General features: G+C 61.6%; 15 protein-coding genes. 8 read left to right on the top strand and 7 right to left on the bottom strand.

Annotated features, from left to right (window positions below; genetic code table 11):
* The first annotated feature begins 170 nt into the window (after positions 1-170).
* From IB241_RS09080 to IB241_RS09070, 3 genes are all read left to right on the top strand, one after another.
* Complete coding sequence (locus tag IB241_RS09080; RefSeq protein ID WP_192298078.1) at positions 171-3,044, top strand: EAL domain-containing protein; 2,874 nt, start codon at positions 171-173, stop codon at positions 3,042-3,044.
* A gap of 162 nt (positions 3,045-3,206) precedes the next feature.
* The gene (gene hexR, locus IB241_RS09075) at positions 3,207-4,073 is read left to right on the top strand and encodes a transcriptional regulator HexR (protein ID WP_017739023.1); all 867 of its coding nucleotides are present in this window, start codon (positions 3,207-3,209) and stop codon (positions 4,071-4,073) included.
* A 235-nt stretch (positions 4,074-4,308) separates the two neighbouring features.
* Positions 4,309-4,506 (top strand): PA3496 family putative envelope integrity protein, encoded by a 198-nt coding sequence (locus tag IB241_RS09070; protein WP_192298077.1) that lies wholly within the window; start codon positions 4,309-4,311, stop codon positions 4,504-4,506.
* Here IB241_RS09070 and IB241_RS09065 read toward each other — a convergent pair.
* Complete coding sequence (locus IB241_RS09065; RefSeq protein WP_192298076.1) at positions 4,436-5,410, bottom strand: LysR family transcriptional regulator; 975 nt, start codon at positions 5,408-5,410, stop codon at positions 4,436-4,438. The two genes, IB241_RS09070 and IB241_RS09065, sit on opposite strands and share 71 nt — an antisense overlap.
* Before the next feature lie 196 nt (positions 5,411-5,606).
* Between IB241_RS09065 and IB241_RS09060 the strand changes: the two genes are divergently transcribed.
* Together IB241_RS09060 and oadA are read left to right on the top strand one after the other, a co-directional pair.
* Entirely contained in the window at positions 5,607-7,022 is a 1,416-nt protein-coding gene (locus IB241_RS09060) for an acetyl-CoA carboxylase biotin carboxylase subunit (RefSeq protein WP_010565910.1), read from the top strand.
* A 100-nt stretch (positions 7,023-7,122) separates the two neighbouring features.
* Positions 7,123-8,931 carry a sodium-extruding oxaloacetate decarboxylase subunit alpha gene (gene oadA, locus IB241_RS09055; protein ID WP_192298075.1) on the top strand — a complete coding sequence of 603 codons (1,809 nt, stop codon included), beginning with the start codon at positions 7,123-7,125 and terminating at the stop codon, positions 8,929-8,931.
* 71 nt (positions 8,932-9,002) lie between these two features.
* Here the strand turns inward: oadA and IB241_RS09050 are convergent, their stop codons facing one another.
* Complete coding sequence (locus tag IB241_RS09050) at positions 9,003-10,226, bottom strand: autotransporter domain-containing protein (RefSeq protein WP_192298074.1); 1,224 nt, start codon at positions 10,224-10,226, stop codon at positions 9,003-9,005.
* A 267-nt stretch (positions 10,227-10,493) separates the two neighbouring features.
* Here IB241_RS09050 and IB241_RS09045 point away from each other — a divergent pair, with 267 nt between their 5' ends.
* Both IB241_RS09045 and IB241_RS09040 read left to right on the top strand, forming a co-directional pair.
* A complete protein-coding gene (locus IB241_RS09045) occupies positions 10,494-11,828 on the top strand; it encodes a HipA domain-containing protein (protein ID WP_225595365.1) in 1,335 nt (444 codons plus the stop codon).
* Positions 11,825-12,103, top strand: a complete 279-nt coding sequence (locus IB241_RS09040; RefSeq protein WP_192298073.1) for a helix-turn-helix domain-containing protein — start codon at positions 11,825-11,827, stop codon at positions 12,101-12,103. Before IB241_RS09045 ends, IB241_RS09040 begins: the two co-directional genes overlap by 4 nt.
* A 3-nt stretch (positions 12,104-12,106) precedes the next feature.
* Here the strand turns inward: IB241_RS09040 and IB241_RS09035 are convergent, their stop codons facing one another.
* On the bottom strand, positions 12,107-12,937 hold the full coding sequence (locus tag IB241_RS09035; protein ID WP_192298072.1) for an amino acid ABC transporter permease: 831 nt from the start codon (positions 12,935-12,937) through the stop codon (positions 12,107-12,109).
* The gene (locus IB241_RS09030) at positions 12,934-13,755 is read right to left on the bottom strand and encodes an ABC transporter substrate-binding protein (RefSeq protein ID WP_192298071.1); all 822 of its coding nucleotides are present in this window, start codon (positions 13,753-13,755) and stop codon (positions 12,934-12,936) included. The genes IB241_RS09035 and IB241_RS09030 overlap by 4 nt, the downstream gene beginning before the upstream one ends.
* Positions 13,756-13,867: 112 nt before the next feature.
* Here IB241_RS09030 and IB241_RS09025 point away from each other — a divergent pair, with 112 nt between their 5' ends.
* Positions 13,868-14,764, top strand: a complete 897-nt coding sequence (locus tag IB241_RS09025; RefSeq protein WP_192298070.1) for a homocysteine S-methyltransferase family protein — start codon at positions 13,868-13,870, stop codon at positions 14,762-14,764.
* A gap of 1,008 nt (positions 14,765-15,772) precedes the next feature.
* Here the strand turns inward: IB241_RS09025 and IB241_RS09020 are convergent.
* The 3 genes from IB241_RS09020 to IB241_RS09010 are packed head-to-tail and all read right to left on the bottom strand — an operon-like array spanning position 15,773 to position 17,548.
* Positions 15,773-16,456, bottom strand: coding sequence for a GNAT family N-acetyltransferase (locus IB241_RS09020; RefSeq protein WP_192298069.1), 684 nt, complete (start codon positions 16,454-16,456; stop codon positions 15,773-15,775).
* Between the two features lie 10 nt (positions 16,457-16,466).
* Positions 16,467-16,913, bottom strand: coding sequence for a GNAT family N-acetyltransferase (locus tag IB241_RS09015; RefSeq protein ID WP_192298068.1), 447 nt, complete (start codon positions 16,911-16,913; stop codon positions 16,467-16,469).
* Positions 16,910-17,548 (bottom strand): FMN-binding negative transcriptional regulator, encoded by a 639-nt coding sequence (locus tag IB241_RS09010; protein WP_192298067.1) that lies wholly within the window; start codon positions 17,546-17,548, stop codon positions 16,910-16,912. Before IB241_RS09010 ends, IB241_RS09015 begins: the two co-directional genes overlap by 4 nt.
* Positions 17,549-17,590: the final 42 nt, after the last annotated feature.

Below are 17,590 nucleotides of genomic sequence, written 5' to 3'. Positions count from 1 at the left end.
GACCGGTCGGTCATAGGGTCCAGGCCCCGCCACGCCTCGCTCGAGGGGTCTGGCCCCATGGTTTGCAGGTAAATCCTGGGGGATTTTATGACGTGGAGCAGTTTGGCGCAGACCTTTGCTTGTGTATGCTCCGTCGACGTTTCGGGCTCACCATTATAAGAACACTGCCTATGACCCTCAGTACCGACCTGCTCAGCCCCTCGGTGGCGCCGGCGCAGGTTATCCGCAAGCAGTACGCCACCGAGATGGCGGTCGAACGCACGCGCCTGCTGTATCAGGGCTCGTTGCTGCCCACCTTGTTGATGCTGATCAATGGCCTGGTCTGCGCCTGGTTGCTGTGGAACCCCAAGCAATACCTGCTGGACAGCATCTGGCTGGTCTGGCTGCTGGCGCTGGTCGCGATGCGGGTGATCCAGGTGGCGGCGTTTGATTCGGCGATGCCCAGCCGCCAGGCGCAGCCGGTGTGGCGACGCATGTTCATGCTCGGCTCGGCGGTCAGCGGCCTGACCCTGGCCATCGCCGCCATCGCCCTGGTGCCAGCGGACAGCTTTATGCAGCAGGCGTGGGTATTCGGCCTGATCGGCGCCGCAACGCTGTCGGCCAGCGTGGCCTACGCCGTGAGCCTGCCGGCGTTCTTGTCGTTTGCCGTGCCGTGCCTGGTGCCGGCGATTGTCTATCTGTTCTGGAACGGCGCCCCGCAGCAGCAAGGCTGGGGCGTGCTCGGCCTGATCCTGCTGGCCTCCTTGAGCGTGGTGGCGTGGCAAGTCAACCGCCTGATCCAGCGCGGGCTGCTGCGGCGCTTCCAGAACCAGGCGCTGATCGAACATCTGCAGCAGGCGCAGCAGCGCAGCGAGCAGTTGAATCAAGACCTGGTGCGCGAAGTCGAACAGCGTCGCCAGATCGAACAGGAACTGCGCAACGCCCAGACCGGCCTGCAAGACCGGGTGGCGCAACGCAGCCAGGAACTCGACGCCGCCAGCCTCGCCCTGAATAAAAGCGAAGCGCGCCTGGCCATGGCGTTGCAAGCCAGCGAACTGGGCCTGTGGGACTGGAATCTGCAAACCGACGAAGTCCACCACACTCAACTCAAGGAACTGTTTGGCCTGGAGCCCGAGTACGTCACGGCGATGCTCAGCCACCTCAAGCCGCGCCTGCACCCCGATGACTTGCCGTTGCTCAAGCGCGCGCTGGTCGAGCACCTCAAGGGCCGCAGCGAGGACTATCAAGTCGAGTACCGCGTGCGTCACGGTGCCGGCCACTGGGTCTGGATCGAAGACCGTGGCCGCGCCGTCGAGCGTGCGCCCAGTGGCCGGGTCACGCGCATGCTCGGTACACGCCGCGACATCAGTGCCGGCAAGGTCCTGGAAGAACAGCAGCGGCTTGCGTCGACGGTATTCGAGGCGGCCAGCGAAGGCATCGTGATTCTGGACCCGGACTACAAGTTGATCGCGGTCAACCAGGCGTTCAGCCGCGTCACCGGGTTTGAGATCGACGACATGCTCGGGCGCAACGTCGTCGAGCTGCCCAGCAGCCGCGATGCGCGCCGGCACTTCCCGGTGATCCGCCAGGCGTTGCTCAGCCACGGCACCTGGCAGGGCGAGCTGGTGGAAACGCGCAAGAATGGCGAGCTGTACCCGCAGTGGCTGCAATTGAATGTGGTGCGCGATGTTCGGGGAAAAGTCAGCCATATCGTGGGCTTTTTCGCCGATCTATCCGCGCGCCGCGAGTCCGAAGAGCGCATGCGCTACCTCACCCACTATGACGAGCTGACCGGCCTGGCCAACCGCTCGCTGTTCCGCGAACGCCTGCGCGAAGCTCACTCACGGGTGCGTCTGGGCGGGCGTAGCCTGGCGTTGCTGCACATCAACCTGGACCGTTTCAAGCTGCTCAATGACAGCCTCGGCCATGAAGTCGCCGACCAATTGCTGCAAAAAATGTCACGGCGCCTGATCAACGCCTTGCCCGAGGCGGACACCATTGCGCGCTTGTCCGGCGATGAATTCGCCGTGCTGTTCGACGCATACGGCAGCCTGTCGAGCCTGGCACGCGTGGCCACCCGGCTGCTGGCCAAGCTGCGGGTGCCGGTGACGGTGGACGGGCATGAGTTGGTGGTCAGCGCCTCGATGGGCGTCAGCCTGCTGCCGGATAATGCGCGTGAAATTTCCGCGTTGGTCAGCCAATCGAACATGGCCATGCAGCATGCCAAACACCTGGGCGGCAATAACTTCCAGTTCTACACCGACAGCCTGCAAGCCAGCACGCTGGAGCGTTTGCAGCTGGAAAACCAGCTGCGCAAGGCCATCGACGAGCGCCAGCTCACGGTGTTCTACCAACCCAAGCTGTGCCTGGCCAGCGGCAAGCTGAATGCCGCCGAGGCGCTGGTGCGATGGGAGCATCCGCAGTGGGGCATGGTGCCGCCGGGCGAGTTTATCGGCCTGGCCGAAGAGACCGGCCTGATCGCACCGTTGGGCGAGTTCGTGCTGCGCCAGGCCTGCTGGCAGGCGTGTGAGTGGCAACGCCAGGGGCTGGCGCCGATTCGCGTGTCGGTGAACCTGTCGGTGCATCAGTTGCGCCAGGGCAAGCTGGTCAGCCTGGTGCGCCAGGTCCTCGAAGAAACCGGGCTGGACCCGCAATACCTTGAGCTGGAGTTGACGGAAAGCCAGTTGCTCGACAGCGTCGAACACATCATCTCGACCTTCCAGCAGTTGCGCGACCTGGGCGTGAAGCTGGCCATCGACGATTTCGGCACTGGTTATTCCTCCCTCAGCTACCTCAAGCGCATCCCGGTGGACTACGTGAAGATCGACCAGACCTTCATCCGTGGCCTCGGCCAGGGCCGCGAAGATGCGGCGATCACCCGCGCAATCATTGCCATGGCCCATGGCCTGGCGCTGAAAGTGGTGGCCGAAGGCGTGGAAGATCAGCAGCAGTTGGACTTCCTGCGGCTGGAGCGTTGTGACGAAGTGCAGGGCTACCTGATCAGCCGGCCGATGCAGGCACAAGGGCTGGCAGATTTGTTACGGAAAAATGCAGGTTTTCCCTGATCGCACCAAGGCCGCCCTGCGGGCTACAAAGCGCCTGCCCTTTGAATCAGAGGGCAGCAGGGCGATTTAGTGATGCATCAGACGGGCAAAACGACAATTCTTGTAGTATAACTACAAGCTTGCTACATCCCTGGCACCTGCCAATAACAAGAGTCCTGCCCTTTGAACCTGTTGCAACATATCGCCCAGTCGCGCCACCTGTTACGCAAATCGGAACTCAAGGTTGCCGACCACGTGCTGCTTGATCCTGCGGCCGTGATGCACAGTTCCATGGCCGACCTCGCCCACAGCGTGGGCATCAGCGAGCCGACCATCGTGCGCTTCTGCCGCGCCATCGGTTGCTCGGGTTTCCAGGACTTGAAACTCAAGCTGGCCCAGAGCCTGGCCGCCGGTGCGAGCTTCGGGCAGTTTGCGATTCACGAAGACGATTCCGTCGCCGACTACAGCCTGAAAATCTTCGACACCACGCTGCACACCCTTATGGAAGTGCGCGAGAAACTCGACCCGATCGAGCTGCAAAAAGCCGTGACGGCCATGTCCCAGGCCCAGCGTGTCGAGTTCTATGGTTTCGGCGCTTCGGGCGCGGTGGCGGCTGACGCTCAGCACAAATTCTTCCGACTGCTGCTGACGGCGGCGGCCTACAGCGATCCGCACATGCAGGCGATGTCGGCGGTGACGTTGAAGCCCACCGACGTGGCGATCTGCATTTCCCAGTCCGGCCGTTCCAAAGACCTGCTGATCACCGCCAACCTGGTGCGTGAAAGCGGCGCGACCCTGATCACCCTGTGCCCGAGCCAGACGCCATTGGCGGAGCTGTCCACGGTCAACCTGGCGATCGATGTGCACGAAGACACCGAGATCTATACGCCGCTGACCTCGCGGATTGCCCACCTGGTGGTGATCGACGTGCTGGCGATGGGCGTGGCCATGGCGCGCGGGCCAAGCCTGGTCAACCACCTCAAGAGCGTGAAGCGCAGCTTGCGCAGCCTGCGGTTGTCGCCCAAGTCCGTCAAAGCCCTCGACGACTGATAGGTCGGACGCGGAGCCATGTGGGGTTGGGCTTGTGTGGGAGCGGGCTTGCTCGCGAAGGCGGCGTGTCAGTCAAAGATGTTTTAACTGATCCACCGCCTTCGCGAGCAAGCCCGCTCCCACATTTTGATCTCCTGTATTTCCAGCAGATTCATCGTCCTGTCATCCCCCCGCCGCCAAACCGTAACCGCCAGAGCCCATCCTGAACTCCCGTACTCGCATTGGGAGACTCGAAATGGCCCGTCCCTACGAAGACAGCAACAGCGCCGTAAAAACCCGCCGTCAGCAGGAAGACCAACGCCGCATGGCGTTCCGTCGTGCAATCGAAGACCGTTGTGAAGAACGCCAATTGCTCAAAAGCATCAGTGACTACCCGGAACTGCATTGGCAGGTACCCGTAGCTGCCCAGCGAAACGCTCAGCCAGCGCGCTGATCTGCACCCGTTCGCTGCGGATAAAGCCCAGGAACGCGTGGGCCACGGGTGACAGGCGCTTGGCCTTGGCCTGCACCAGGCACCAGCTGCGGTACAGCGGCAGTTCTTCCACCGGCAGCTCCTTGAGCCCGCCGGTGGCCAGTTCCAGGTTGACCGCGTGGCGCGTCAGCAAGGCCACGCCCAAACCTGCGCTCACACATTCGCGCTGGGCCTCGGCGGACGACACTTCCACCGTCTGGGTGAAGTGCACGCGCTTCTCCTTGAAGTACTCCTCGCAAGCCATCCGCGTGCCGGAACCCTGCTCGCGTACCAGCAGCGTGTACGGCTCCAGATCCTGCAGGCGCAGCGGACCTTGCAGGCTCAAGGGATGGTCAAGGCGCGCCACGGCGACAATCGGGTTGTTCAGGAACGGCAGGAATTCCAGGCCCATGTCCTGGGGCACCATGGACATGATCACCAGATCGTCCCGGTTATCCGACAGCCTGCGGATCACCTGGGCGCGGTTGACCACCGTGAGGTGCAGTTGCACTTCGGGATGCTGGCGCTTGAACGCGGCAAACAGGTGCGGCACGAAGTATTTGGCGCTGGACTCAATCGCCAGCTTCAACTGGCCTTGCAGCGAACCCTGCATGTCCGAGAGCTGCATATCGAGGTTTTCCAGGCGCCCGAAAATATCCCGGCTGGCGCGCTGCAAGGCTTCGGCGGCCTCGGTCATGTAGAGTTTTTTGCCGACGTAATCAAACAACGGCTGGCCGATCAGCTCTTCCAGCTGACGAATTTGCAGGCTGACGGCCGGTTGCGTGAGGGACATTTCCTCGGCAGCGCGGCTATAGGAGCGCAAATCGCACACCTCATTGAAGATCTGCAATTGACGCAATGTCATACGCATCAATGACTTACGCATTTTTATAGTCCTTTCGCCCGAGGCCGTCCGGCCAACTATAAGTCTTTACTTATGCACGACCCAATAATTATTGATTTTTGTTAATCCCTCCGCGGGCTTAGTGTGTGTCTCGCGACTGTCATGAAACATTTGGTCACGCGTCGACCCGGGTCTAGCGGGTCGAAGAACGCAGCAATCGGCTCAAGGGAATTTCCAAGTGATAAAAAAGATCCTGATCGCCAACCGTGGTGAAATTGCCGTACGAATCGTGCGTGCCTGCGCCGAGATGGGCATTCGCTCGGTCGCGGTCTACTCCGACGCCGACCGCCACGCGTTGCACGTCAAACGTGCGGATGAAGCCCACAGCATCGGTGCCGAGCCCCTGGCCGGTTACCTGAACCCGCGCAAGCTGGTGAACCTGGCTGTGGAAACCGGTTGTGACGCGCTGCACCCCGGCTATGGCTTCCTGTCGGAAAACGCCGAACTGGCGGACATCTGCGCCGAACGTGGAATCAAGTTCATCGGCCCGGCCGCTGAAGTGATCCGCCGCATGGGCGACAAGACTGAAGCGCGCCGCAGCATGATCAAGGCCGGTGTGCCGGTCACTCCCGGTACCGAAGGCAACGTCGCCGACATCGCTGAGGCACTCACCGAAGGCGACCGCATTGGTTACCCGGTGATGCTCAAGGCCACCTCCGGTGGTGGCGGTCGCGGTATCCGTCGCTGCAACAGCCGCGAAGAACTCGAACAAGCCTTCCCCCGCGTGATTTCCGAAGCCACCAAGGCGTTCGGTTCGGCGGAAGTGTTCCTGGAAAAATGCATCGTCAATCCCAAGCACATCGAGGCGCAGATCCTGGGTGATAGCTTTGGCAACGTGGTGCATTTGTTCGAGCGCGATTGCTCGATCCAGCGTCGTAACCAGAAGCTCATCGAAATCGCCCCCAGCCCTCAGCTGACTCCGGAACAGCGTGCCTACATCGGCGACCTGTCGGTGCGTGCCGCCAAGGCCGTGGGCTACGAGAACGCCGGTACCGTGGAGTTCCTGCTCGCCGAGGGCGAGGTGTACTTCATGGAGATGAACACCCGGGTGCAGGTGGAACACACCATCACCGAAGAAATCACCGGGATCGACATCGTCCGTGAGCAGATCCGCATCGCCTCGGGCCTGCCGCTGTCGGTGAAACAGGAAGACATCCAGCACCGTGGTTTCGCGTTGCAGTTCCGGATCAACGCCGAAGACCCGAAAAACAACTTCCTGCCCAGTTTCGGCAAGATCACCCGTTACTACGCCCCCGGCGGCCCCGGCGTGCGCACCGACACGGCGATCTACACCGGCTACACCATCCCGCCGTTCTACGACTCCATGTGCCTGAAACTGGTGGTGTGGGCGTTGACCTGGGAAGAAGCCATGGACCGCGGCCTGCGTGCCCTGGATGACATGCGCCTGCAAGGCGTGAAGACCACCGCCGCCTACTACCAGGAAATCCTGCGCAATCCGGAATTCCGCAGCGGCCAGTTCAACACCAGTTTCGTTGAAAGCCACCCTGAGCTGACCAACTACTCGATCAAGCGCAAACCCGAAGAGCTGGCCCTGGCCATCGCCGCCGCCATCGCCGCCCACGCAGGCTTATAAATAAGCAGCTGCAAGTTGTCAGCGGCAAGCTACAAGTAAAAGCGGATTGGCTTTTTCTTGCAGCTTGTAGCTTGAAACTTGTCGCTATGAGGAGATACCAATGACTAAAAAGATCTTCGTTACCGACACCATCCTGCGCGACGCCCATCAATCGTTGCTGGCCACCCGCATGCGCACCGACGACATGCTGCCGATCTGCGACAAGCTCGACAAAGTCGGCTACTGGTCCCTGGAAGTCTGGGGCGGCGCGACCTTCGATGCATGCGTGCGCTTCCTCAAGGAAGACCCGTGGGAGCGCCTGCGCAAACTGCGCGCCGCACTGCCCAACACGCGCCTGCAAATGCTGCTGCGTGGCCAGAACCTGCTGGGCTACCGCCACTACAGCGACGACGTGGTCAAAGCCTTCGTCGCCAAGGCCGCCGTGAATGGCATCGACGTGTTCCGCATCTTCGACGCGATGAACGACGTGCGTAACCTGCGCGTTGCCATCGAGGCCGTGAAAGCCGCCGGCAAACACGCCCAGGGCACCATCGCCTACACCACCAGCCCGGTGCACACCGTCGAGGCATTCGTGGCCCAGGCCAAGCAGTTGGAAGCCATGGGTTGCGACTCCATCGCGATCAAGGACATGGCTGGCCTGCTGACCCCGTACGCCACCGGCGAACTGGTCAAGGCGCTGAAAGCCGAGCAGACCCTGCCGATCTTTATCCATTCCCATGACACTGCGGGTCTGGCCGCGATGTGCCAACTCAAGGCCATCGAAAACGGTGCCGATCACATCGACACCGCCATCTCCAGCTTCGCCTGGGGCACCAGTCACCCGGGCACCGAGTCGATGGTCGCCGCCCTCAAAGGCAGCGAATTCGACACCGGCCTCGACCTGGAGCTGCTGCAAGAGATCGGCCTGTACTTCTATGCCGTGCGTAAGAAGTATCACCAGTTCGAAAGCGAATTCACCGCCGTCGACACGCGTGTGCAGGTCAACCAAGTGCCGGGCGGGATGATTTCCAACCTCGCCAACCAGTTGAAAGAGCAGGGCGCCCTCAATCGCATGGGCGAAGTGCTGGCCGAAATCCCGCGCGTGCGTGAAGACCTCGGCTTCCCGCCGCTGGTCACGCCGACCTCGCAGATCGTCGGCACCCAGGCGTTCTTCAACGTGCTGGCCGGCGAGCGCTACAAGACCATCACCAACGAAGTGAAGCTGTACCTGCAAGGCGGCTATGGCAAGGCGCCGGGCACCGTGAACGAACAACTGCGGCGCCAGGCCATCGGCAGCGAAGAAGTGATCGACGTACGCCCGGCCGACCTGCTCAAGCCGGAAATGACCAAGCTGCGCGGCGAAATCGGTGCGTTGGCCAAGTCTGAAGAAGACGTGCTGACCTACGCCATGTTCCCGGACATTGGCCGCAAGTTCCTCGAAGAACGCGACGCCGGTACCCTGGTTCCAGAAGTGTTGCTGCCAATCCCTGAAGCCGGCGGCGTGGCGCGTGCCGGTGGCGAAGGGGTGCCGACCGAGTTCGTCATCGACGTCCACGGCGAGAGCTACCGCGTGGACATCACCGGTGTCGGCGTGAAGGCCGAAGGCAAGCGGCACTTCTACCTGTCCATCGACGGCATGCCGGAAGAAGTGGTGTTCGAACCGCTCAACGAGTTTGTCGGCGGCGGCAGCAGCAAGCGCAAGCAAGCCACCGAGCCGGGCCATGTCAGCACCGCGATGCCGGGCAATATCGTCGACGTACTGGTCAAGGCCGGCGACGTGGTCAAGGCCGGCCAGGCCGTGCTGATCACCGAAGCGATGAAGATGGAAACCGAAGTGCAGGCAGCGATTGCCGGCAAGGTGACTGCCGTTCACGTGGCCAAGGGCGACCGGGTCAACCCTGGCGAAATCCTGATTGAAATCGAAGGCTGATCCAGCCTTCGACACGACCGCTTAATCCTCGGGGGGGCAGGTGCCCCCCTTTTTTTTCGCCTGAAATTTGCTTAGAAACGCATGCGCCACTGGCCCATCAAACCCTGGTTGCTGCTATGGGTGCCGTTTTCGCCGACGTAGGCCAGGCCGACGGTGTGGTTTTTCGACAGTGCCAGGTCCAGGCCGGCTTGCAGGCTGAGGCTGTTGCGATCCAGGGAGGAGCCCTGAATGGTGAACGCATCAATGCCGCTCTGGCGAAAGGATTGGCGCACTTGGCTATCAACGTCACCGTAGAGGTGTTTCCAGCCTGCACTCAGGTGGGGTGTGAGGCTCATCTGGTTATCGAACCGAATCTGCTTGGTCAGGCGTAGGCCAAAGGTGCTGCTCAGGTTTTGCTGGGTTTGCGCATCGACGTTCAGCGCGGCCGGCCCGCCTTGCTCCCTGAAACTGTCACGGCTGTAGCGCTGGTAACCAAGCCCGGCAAACGGCTCGATGCTCAGGCTGCCAGTGCCCAGTTGGTAACCCACTTCACCGAACACATTTTGGCTGGTGGCGTTGTAGTTGCCCTTGAGTGTGTCCTTGTAGCTGAGGATCTCGACGCCGCGCCGGTTCTGCCCGTTATGGCTGCTGTAGATCGCCCCCAGGCGCAGCGCCAATGGGCCGTCCTGGCGCACGGCGTAGCCGCCCAGGTGCCAGCTGTCCAGATCGGCGGTGAAGCGTTGGGTGTCAAAGCGACTACTGGACTTGGCCCCCAGCACCCCGACTCGCCATGCATGATCGACTGCCCAGTCTGCGCCCATGAGTACGCCCCCGTTGGCCGTGTTCAGACCGGCACTGCCGCGCTGGCTATCGAGGCCGCCTTCACTACCGAGGTTCTTGACCCAGAAGTGACCGTCGGTGTCGGTGGGCAGTTCGCGCAGGGACGAGAGCACGCGGTTGCTGAGCTGCTGGGTGGTGCTCTGCGTTGCAGCCGCCAGGTTGGCATTCTGGCTACCGGCCAGTTGTTCAAGGGCCGCGCCGAACGCACCCGGTTGCTGCGAGAGTGCGTAGCCGAATTTTTCCATTGCCTTGATCTGCTCCGCGGTCAGTTGGCCGGACGCCAGCAGGTGCGAGAGATACGGCTCCAATACCTTCGCCACCTGCATTCCATTGTGGGTGGCGGCTTGCCGGGTGAGGTAGGTGTCGATGGGCGCTGCCGAGCCGTGCGATGGGCCCTGCGCATGGGCGTACTGAAGACTTAGCGCACCCATGACGAGGGCGATGACGGCGACGAATTGCGGGTGTGTAAAGGGCATGAATTCCCAACCTCTTATGGATGAGGCCGGGAATTTAGCGGGGTGGCTGGCGCAGGAATGTCAGGTCGTCGCCCCCTGTCTTGCGGGAGTTGTCTTTACTGGGGTGAGGTTAAAAGCGTGTCGGTCTTGTTCGGTCGCCGTGGGTTTCGGCTTATATACGGGTTGAAATGCATTTTAATGCATAAGTTTGCTCGCTGACGGGCCCTTGGATGCACTATATTGCGTATATGATCGAAAAAACACTCACCCAGGTGCATTAAATTGCAGATGAATACAACCTATCGAATCACGCTTCAGATTTTCGTCGATGGGCACTGGCAGGACGCTATGCGTCTGGAGTTTCCTGAGCCGCAAGAGGGGCTCAAGGGGGCTTGCAGGTTTGCCTACAAAAGCGAGTATCTCGTTGAACACCTCGACGATATCCAATTGCCTTTTGCCAGCGCGGTGAGTGCACGCTACCCGCTGGATTGGGACGTCAATGTGCTCAAGGCCGCACCGGCTTTCTTGCACGATATCGCCCCCGCCGGTGCAGCGAAGCGTTTTCTTATGGCGCGCATTGGGCGCAAAAAGCCGGATGATGTCGACACCGATCTGTTTTTACTCGGGCACAGCACGCCAGCACCTATAGGCAACCTGCGCATCAAAGAGTCGGTTGAGAGGTTGAGCGAGGGAGCCCCCATAGGTTTTCCGCGTCAGGAAGTGGTCATTCGGGACCATGCATTCCTGGACTATGCCTACGAGCAAGGTGCCGCAATCGGTGGGGCAACGGGCGCCGGAGGCGAGGCGCCGAAGTTGTTGATGGCTGAAGATGCCGCCGGACTGCTGTATCCGGATGCCATATTGGATGACGCCAGCGTTGCCCGGCATTGGTTCATCAAGTTTGCTCGCAACAAGGCAACGCAGACCGATCAAGACATCCTGAGAAGTGAGTTCCACTACTACAAGGCGCTCCAGTACCTCGGGGTCGACACGGTTGCTGCCGAAGGGCTCGCGCTGGAAGAAGCCGAAAAGCCCAGCCTGTGGATGCACCGGTTTGACCGCCGGGTGACGGCGCAAGGTGTCGAGCGATTGGCTGTCGAGTCCATCTACTCCCTGGCCAACGTAGTCATTTCGGGGGCTGAAATGTCGCACATGGACGTGGTCCGACTGTTAGTCGACCAATGGACCCGTGTGGGCCAGAAGGACCAGCTCGCCGACCTCGTTGCCGAGTATTTACGCCGCGATTTGCTCAACAAGGTCTTGGGTAATTCGGATAACCACGGTCGCAATACTTCAGTGATCCGCGAGCACGCCGCTTTGCGTCTTGCGCCAATCTATGATTTGGCGCCCATGGTGATGGACGCCGAAGGCATTGTGCGGACAACACGCTGGCCCGGCCTGCTGGAACACGGCGGCAAAATCGATTGGCGCGGAGTGTGTGATGCCCTTGCCGGGATTGTCGACCCGCAGGAGGCCTTCGAACGGTTACGCAATGACGCCGATCACCTGCGTGCGCTGCCAGACATTTTGGTTGCTGGCGGCATACCGTCGGTCACGATGAATCACGCTCACATTCCGTTGGGGAAACTTGACCTGCGGCTGCAAGAGTGGGGGCTGAGATGACTGTCAGCATTGATACCCGTGCGCTGCTGATCGAAAGCATTGAGCACGGTTTGGCGGATGGCTCGCTTCAGATAGGCGACGCCGTACGCCGCCTGCGCACCGAAGTCACGGGGCTGCACCAGAGCCAGTTCGCCAGGATGTGCAAAATCTCCGTGCGCACCCTGGTGCATATCGAACACGGTGAGGGCAATCAAACCCTCAAGTCGTTGAACGCCGTGTTCAGGCCGTTCGGCCTGCAAATGGGTGTGGTCAAGCTGCGCCGCGAGTTGCGTTGAGCTTCAACTGCGGCGCACATACCCTTTGCCGTAATGCCGCTCCAGCCGCGCCTGGATCAGTTCCAGGCCCAGGGACAGCACCCAGTAAATGATCGCCGCGGTGGTCAGCATCTCGATATAGCGGTAGCTCGAACGGCCGTAGGATTGCGCCAGGAACATCACTTCCCATACACCCATCACCGAGATCAGCGACGAGTCCTTGAGCATCGAGATGAACTGGTTGGTCGCCGGCGGGATGATGGTGCGCATGGCCTGGGGCAGGGTCACGTGCCAGAAGATCGCACTGTCGCGCATGCCCAGGGCCAGGGCGGCTTCGCGTTGGCCGTGGGCGACGCCGAGGATGCCGGCGCGGAAGATTTCGCTCAGGTAAGCGCCGTAGTTCAGCGACAACGCGATGATCCCGGCGACGATCGCGCCTGGCACCAGGCCCAGTTGGGGCAGGCCGAGGTAGATCAGCAGGATCTGGATCAGCAGCGGCGTGCCGCGAAAAAACGAGGCGTAGAAGCTCGCGATACCGAAGGCCACGGCGCTTTTCGACAAGCGCCCCAGTGCGGTGACAAAGCCCAGCACCGACGAAATTCCGATCGAGCACAGGCATAAAAACAGCGTCAACGCCGCACCTTGCAGGAAGCCGTTGGGCGCCAGGTGCACACCGACAAGGTTGGGCAGCTTGTCGAGGATGATCGAGAACTTCAGATCAAAGCTCAGGAAGAAGCTGGCAAACAGGCACAGCAGCGCAGCCCAGGTCAGGTACAGCCGCGTGCGAAAGCCCAGCAGCCGCTGCACCCGCGATGCACTCACCGGTGGCTTGGGAGGTGTCGGGAACGCAGTCATTGGCTGATATCGGCGCCGATCCATTTTTGCGAGAGCTTGCTCAGGGTGCCGTCCTGTTTCAACTGGGCGAAGACCTCACGCACCTTGCTGTCCCACTGCGGGTCGCCTTTTTCGATGGCCACCGAGTTGGGCTCCGAATACAGCGGCTCGCCGGCCAGCTTGAAGCGCTTGTCTTCGGTCAGGCGCGGCTGGGCGGTGACCAGGTTGGTGAGGATCGCATCCAGACGCTTGCCGGCGCCCAGGCCGAGGTCCTGGAAGGCCACGTTGTCGGTGTCGTAGGGGGCGATTTCGACGTTGTCGAACGGGTACTGCAACTGGGTATCCTCGGCCCCTTCGATCACCAGGTTCTTGTTCAGGTAGCTCTCGTAGCTGGAGGCGCTGGTGAGGCCGACTTTCTTGCCGCTCAAGTCCTTGGCGCTGTGGATGCGATTATCCGTGGCGTTGACCACGATCACCGCTGGCGACGCGTAGTACTCCACCGGGAAGTCGAACACTTCGGCGCGGGCCTTGCTCGGGGTCATGGAGCAGATGCAGATGTCGTAGCGCCCGCTCCAGCGGCCGGCGGCGATCACGTCCCAGGACGGAGTTTCCAGGCGCAGCTTCACGCCGAGCTTTTGTGCCACGGCTTTGGCGACGTCGACGTCGAAGCCATCGAGCTGGTTTTGCTCGTTCAGAAACGAGAACGGCGGGTAGCTTTCCATCAGCACGCCGACCAGCTCTTTGTTTTTCTCGACCCGATCCAGCGTGACGCCGCCGAAGGCTTGGGTGGAAGCAGCCAGAATCGTCAGGCCCAAGGCCAGCAGCGGTTTTAGTTTCACGGAGGACACCTGAGTAAAAAAGAGTTGTTATGAGCGGAATTGAACGTATTAAATAGTTATAAGAACGACTCTCATAGTGAGTTATTTTCATAAGCTTATGAGTAAAAAGCATATGGCCACAACAACAGTAATACTCGATGGCGGCATGGGCCGTGAACTGCAACGCCGTGGCGCGCCGTTCCGGCAGCCGGAGTGGTCAGCCTTGGCCTTGAGCGAGGCGCCACAAGCGGTTGAGGCGGTGCATGCGGCTTATATCCAGAGCGGCGCCAACGTCATCACCAGCAACAGCTACGCGGTGGTGCCGTTCCATATCGGCGAGGCGCGCTTCGCCGCCGAGGGCCAGGCCCTGGCGGCGCTGGCGGGTGAATTGGCACGACGTGCCGTGGAGGCATCCGGCAAGGCTGTGCGTGTGGCCGGCTCGCTGCCGCCGCTGTTTGGTTCATATCGTCCCGACCTGTTCGAACCGCAGCGCGTGTCTGAATTGCTGACGCCACTGGTGCAGGGCCTCGCGCCGTTTGTCGACCTGTGGCTGGCGGAAACCCAAAGCTCGATCGCCGAAGCACGCGCCATCCAGGCCGGGCTGCCAAAGGACGGCAAACCGTTCTGGCTGTCGTTTACCTTGAAGGATGAAGACACCGACGACGTGCCGCGCCTGCGCTCCGGCGAGCCGGTGACGCAAGCCGCAGAGGCCGCTGCGCAGTTGGGGGTTGAGGTGCTGCTGTTCAACTGCAGCCAGCCGGAAGTGATTGGCGACGCCATCGACGCCGCTCGCCAGACTTTCGCACGCCTGGGCGTGCAGATTCAGGTGGGGGCCTACGCCAACGCCTTTCCGCCGCAGCCGAAAGAGGCCACGGCCAATGATGGCCTGGACCCGCTGCGCGAAGACCTTGATCCACCGGGTTACTTGCACTGGGCGACCGATTGGCAGGCCCGCGGTGCCAGCCACCTGGGTGGTTGCTGCGGGATTGGGCCGGAGCATATTGCGGTGTTGGCGCAGAAGCTGGGGTAATAGAACCCACACACGTCAACCGGTGGGAGCAGGCTTGTGTGGGAGCGATGTTGATGGGCAGTAGGCGTTCGGCTGGAGATCGCCCGGGCACTGCCAATCCCCTGTGGGAGTTGTCGAGCTTTAGCGAGGCTGCGAAGGCGGTGGCACTGCTGGTAGAGGAGTTGGCTGAACTACCGCTTTCGCGGGCAAGCCCGCTCCCACAGTTGATTGGGGTTGCTGGGCTGTCAGTGTTTGGCTGGAGATAGACCAGACACTGCCAATCCCCTGTGGGAGCTGTCGAGCCCTAGCGAGGCTGCGAAGGCGGCGGTACTGCTGGTAGAGGTGTTGGCTGAACTACCGCTTTCGCGGGCAAGCCCGCTCCCACAGTTGATTGGGGTTGCTGGGCTGTCAGTGCTCGGCTGGAGATCGCCCAGGCACTGCCCATCCCCTGTGGGAGCTGTCGAGCCCTAGCGAGGCTGCGAAGGCGGCGGTACTGCTGGTAGAGGTGTTGGCTGAACTACCGCTTTCGCGGGCAAGCCCGCTCCCACAGGTGATTGGGGTTGCTGGGCTGTCAGTGTTTGGCTGGAGATTGCCCAGGCACTGCCAATCCCTTGTGGGAGCTGTCGAGCCCTAGCGAGGCTGCGAAGGCGGCGGTACTGCTGGTAGAGGTGTTGGCTGAACTACCGCTTTCGCGGGCAAGCCCGCTCCCACAGTTGATTGGGGTTGCTGGGCTGTCAGTGTTTGGCTGGAGATTGCCCAGGCACTGCCAATCCCTTGTGGGAGCTGTCGAGCTTTAGCGAGGCTGCGAAGGCGGTGGCACTGCTGGTAGAGGAGTTGGCTGAACTACCGCTTTCGCGGGCAAGCCCGCTCCCACAGTTGATTGGGGTTGCTGGGCTGTCAGTGTTTGGCTGGAGATCGCCCAGGCACTGCCAATCCCTTGTGGGAGTTGTCGAGCTTTAGCGAGGCTTCGAAGGCGGCGGCACTGCTGGCGGATATGCTGCCCCTCAACCATAGAATCTCCTACAGGGGTTATGCGCTGCCTGGGCGTCGGCATTCAGCCAGGGACTTCAGTTGGCCCGAGCCTGACTGGTTTTCTTCCGACAACCACTGCTCGAACCCCGCCCTAATCTGCGGCCATTCCGAGTCAATGATCGAATACCACGCCGTGTCCCGGTTCTGCCCCTTGACCACCATATGCTGGCGGAACACCCCCTCAAAGCTGAAGCCCAAGCGCTCAGCCGCATATTTGGAGCGGGCATTGCCGTTGTTGCACTTCCACTCCAAGCGACGATAACCCTGCTCGAACGCATATTTGGCCAGCAAATACACCGCCTCGGTGCTTTTTGGCGAGCGCTGCATCGGCGCGCCAAAGGTGACGTGGCCGATCTCGATGCGGCCCTGGGCCGGCACGATGGACATCAGGCTGAGAATCCCTTGCACCTGGCCGGTCGCGCGGTCGACCACGCTGAAAAAGTACGGGTCGCTGTGGGTCGCGTGGTTGTTGAGCCAGGCGTTGAACGCGCTGCGCTCCGGGAAAGGGCCGTAAGGCAGGTAGTCCCACAGCTTGGGATCGGCGCCGGGGCCTTCGAGGGCTTGCCACAATTGCTCGGCATGGCGCGCCGGGTTGAGTTTTTCCAGGCGGATAAAGCGCCCTTCAAGCAGTTGCACGGTGGGGGCGGGGGCGCCTTTCCAGTCGGCGAGGGAAGTGGACATGCTGCGCTCCTTAAAGACCTTTGCGAAATTGGATGAAACCGGGGCGTTCGGCGATGCGTTCGTACAACTGGATCGCCGTGGCGTTGGTCTCGTGAGTCAGCCAGTGCACCTTGCAACAGCCATCGGCCCTGGCGGTGGTGTAGACGAATTCGATCAGCTTGCGGCCGACACCGGTGCCGCGTTGGGCCGGGTCCACCAGCAGGTCTTGCAGGTAGCAGGCGTTCTCGATGCTCCAGTTGGAACGGTGGTAGATGAAATTGACCATGCCCACCGCCTTGCCATCCTGCCAGGCCAGCGCCGAATGGGTCGGCTCGCTTGGGTCGATCAGGCGTTGCCAGGTACTTTGGCTGACGGCGTCCGGCAGTTCGGTGTTGTAGAACTTCAGGTACGCCTGCCACAGCGGCAGCCAGGCGGTGTGGTCGGCGGCGGTCACCTGGCGGATCTCGATCGAACTCATTCTGCAACTCCTTGGGGAATATAGCGGGCGAGGCTCTGGTCGCGCACATCGGTGCTGGCAGCCAGGCCTTCGCGGACCCCGGCGACGTCGGCCGGGCTGCGGTTCTGGCTGAGTTTGCGCTTGCCGATCAGGCGCTCGATGGGCAGGGCGAAGCCGACGATGGCCTTGAGCATGCCGTCAATGTAGTCGGCCGGGGCATCGCTGACTTTCCACGGCTGGGTGCGACCGGCTTCATGGCGATCAGTCAGCGCACTGACCACCCCAAGCAGCCGCTCGGCATCGCTGAACACGTCGGCTGTACCGTAGGCGTGCACGGCGATGTAGTTCCAGGTGGGCACGACTTTGCCGTGCTCGGCCTTGGACGGGTAAAACGCCGGGCTGACATAGGCCTCGGCGCCGGCAAAGATCAGCAACGCTTGGCGGCCGTTCTGCAAGTCCCGCCACTGGGGATTGGCCTTGGCCAAGTGCCCGTAGAGCGTGCCGTTCGGGCCTTCATCGGGGTTGAGCAGCAGCGGTAAATGGCTGGCCAGCAGGCCTTGTTCGCCAAACGTCACCAACTGCGCCAGGCGTGTGTGCTGGATCAACTGATGCAGTTCGGGCAAATCGTCGAGGGCAAAGGCGCGGGGTGTGTACATGGAAAATTTCCTTGGCGAATGCGCCCATCCTAGGCAGGCTAA

The sequence above is a fragment of the Pseudomonas sp. PDM05 genome (assembly GCF_014851685.1).
In the GTDB taxonomy this organism is placed as follows: domain Bacteria; phylum Pseudomonadota; class Gammaproteobacteria; order Pseudomonadales; family Pseudomonadaceae; genus Aquipseudomonas.
Note: the sequence above shows the minus strand (reverse complement) of the source record. Positions and strands in the feature narration are given on the sequence as shown.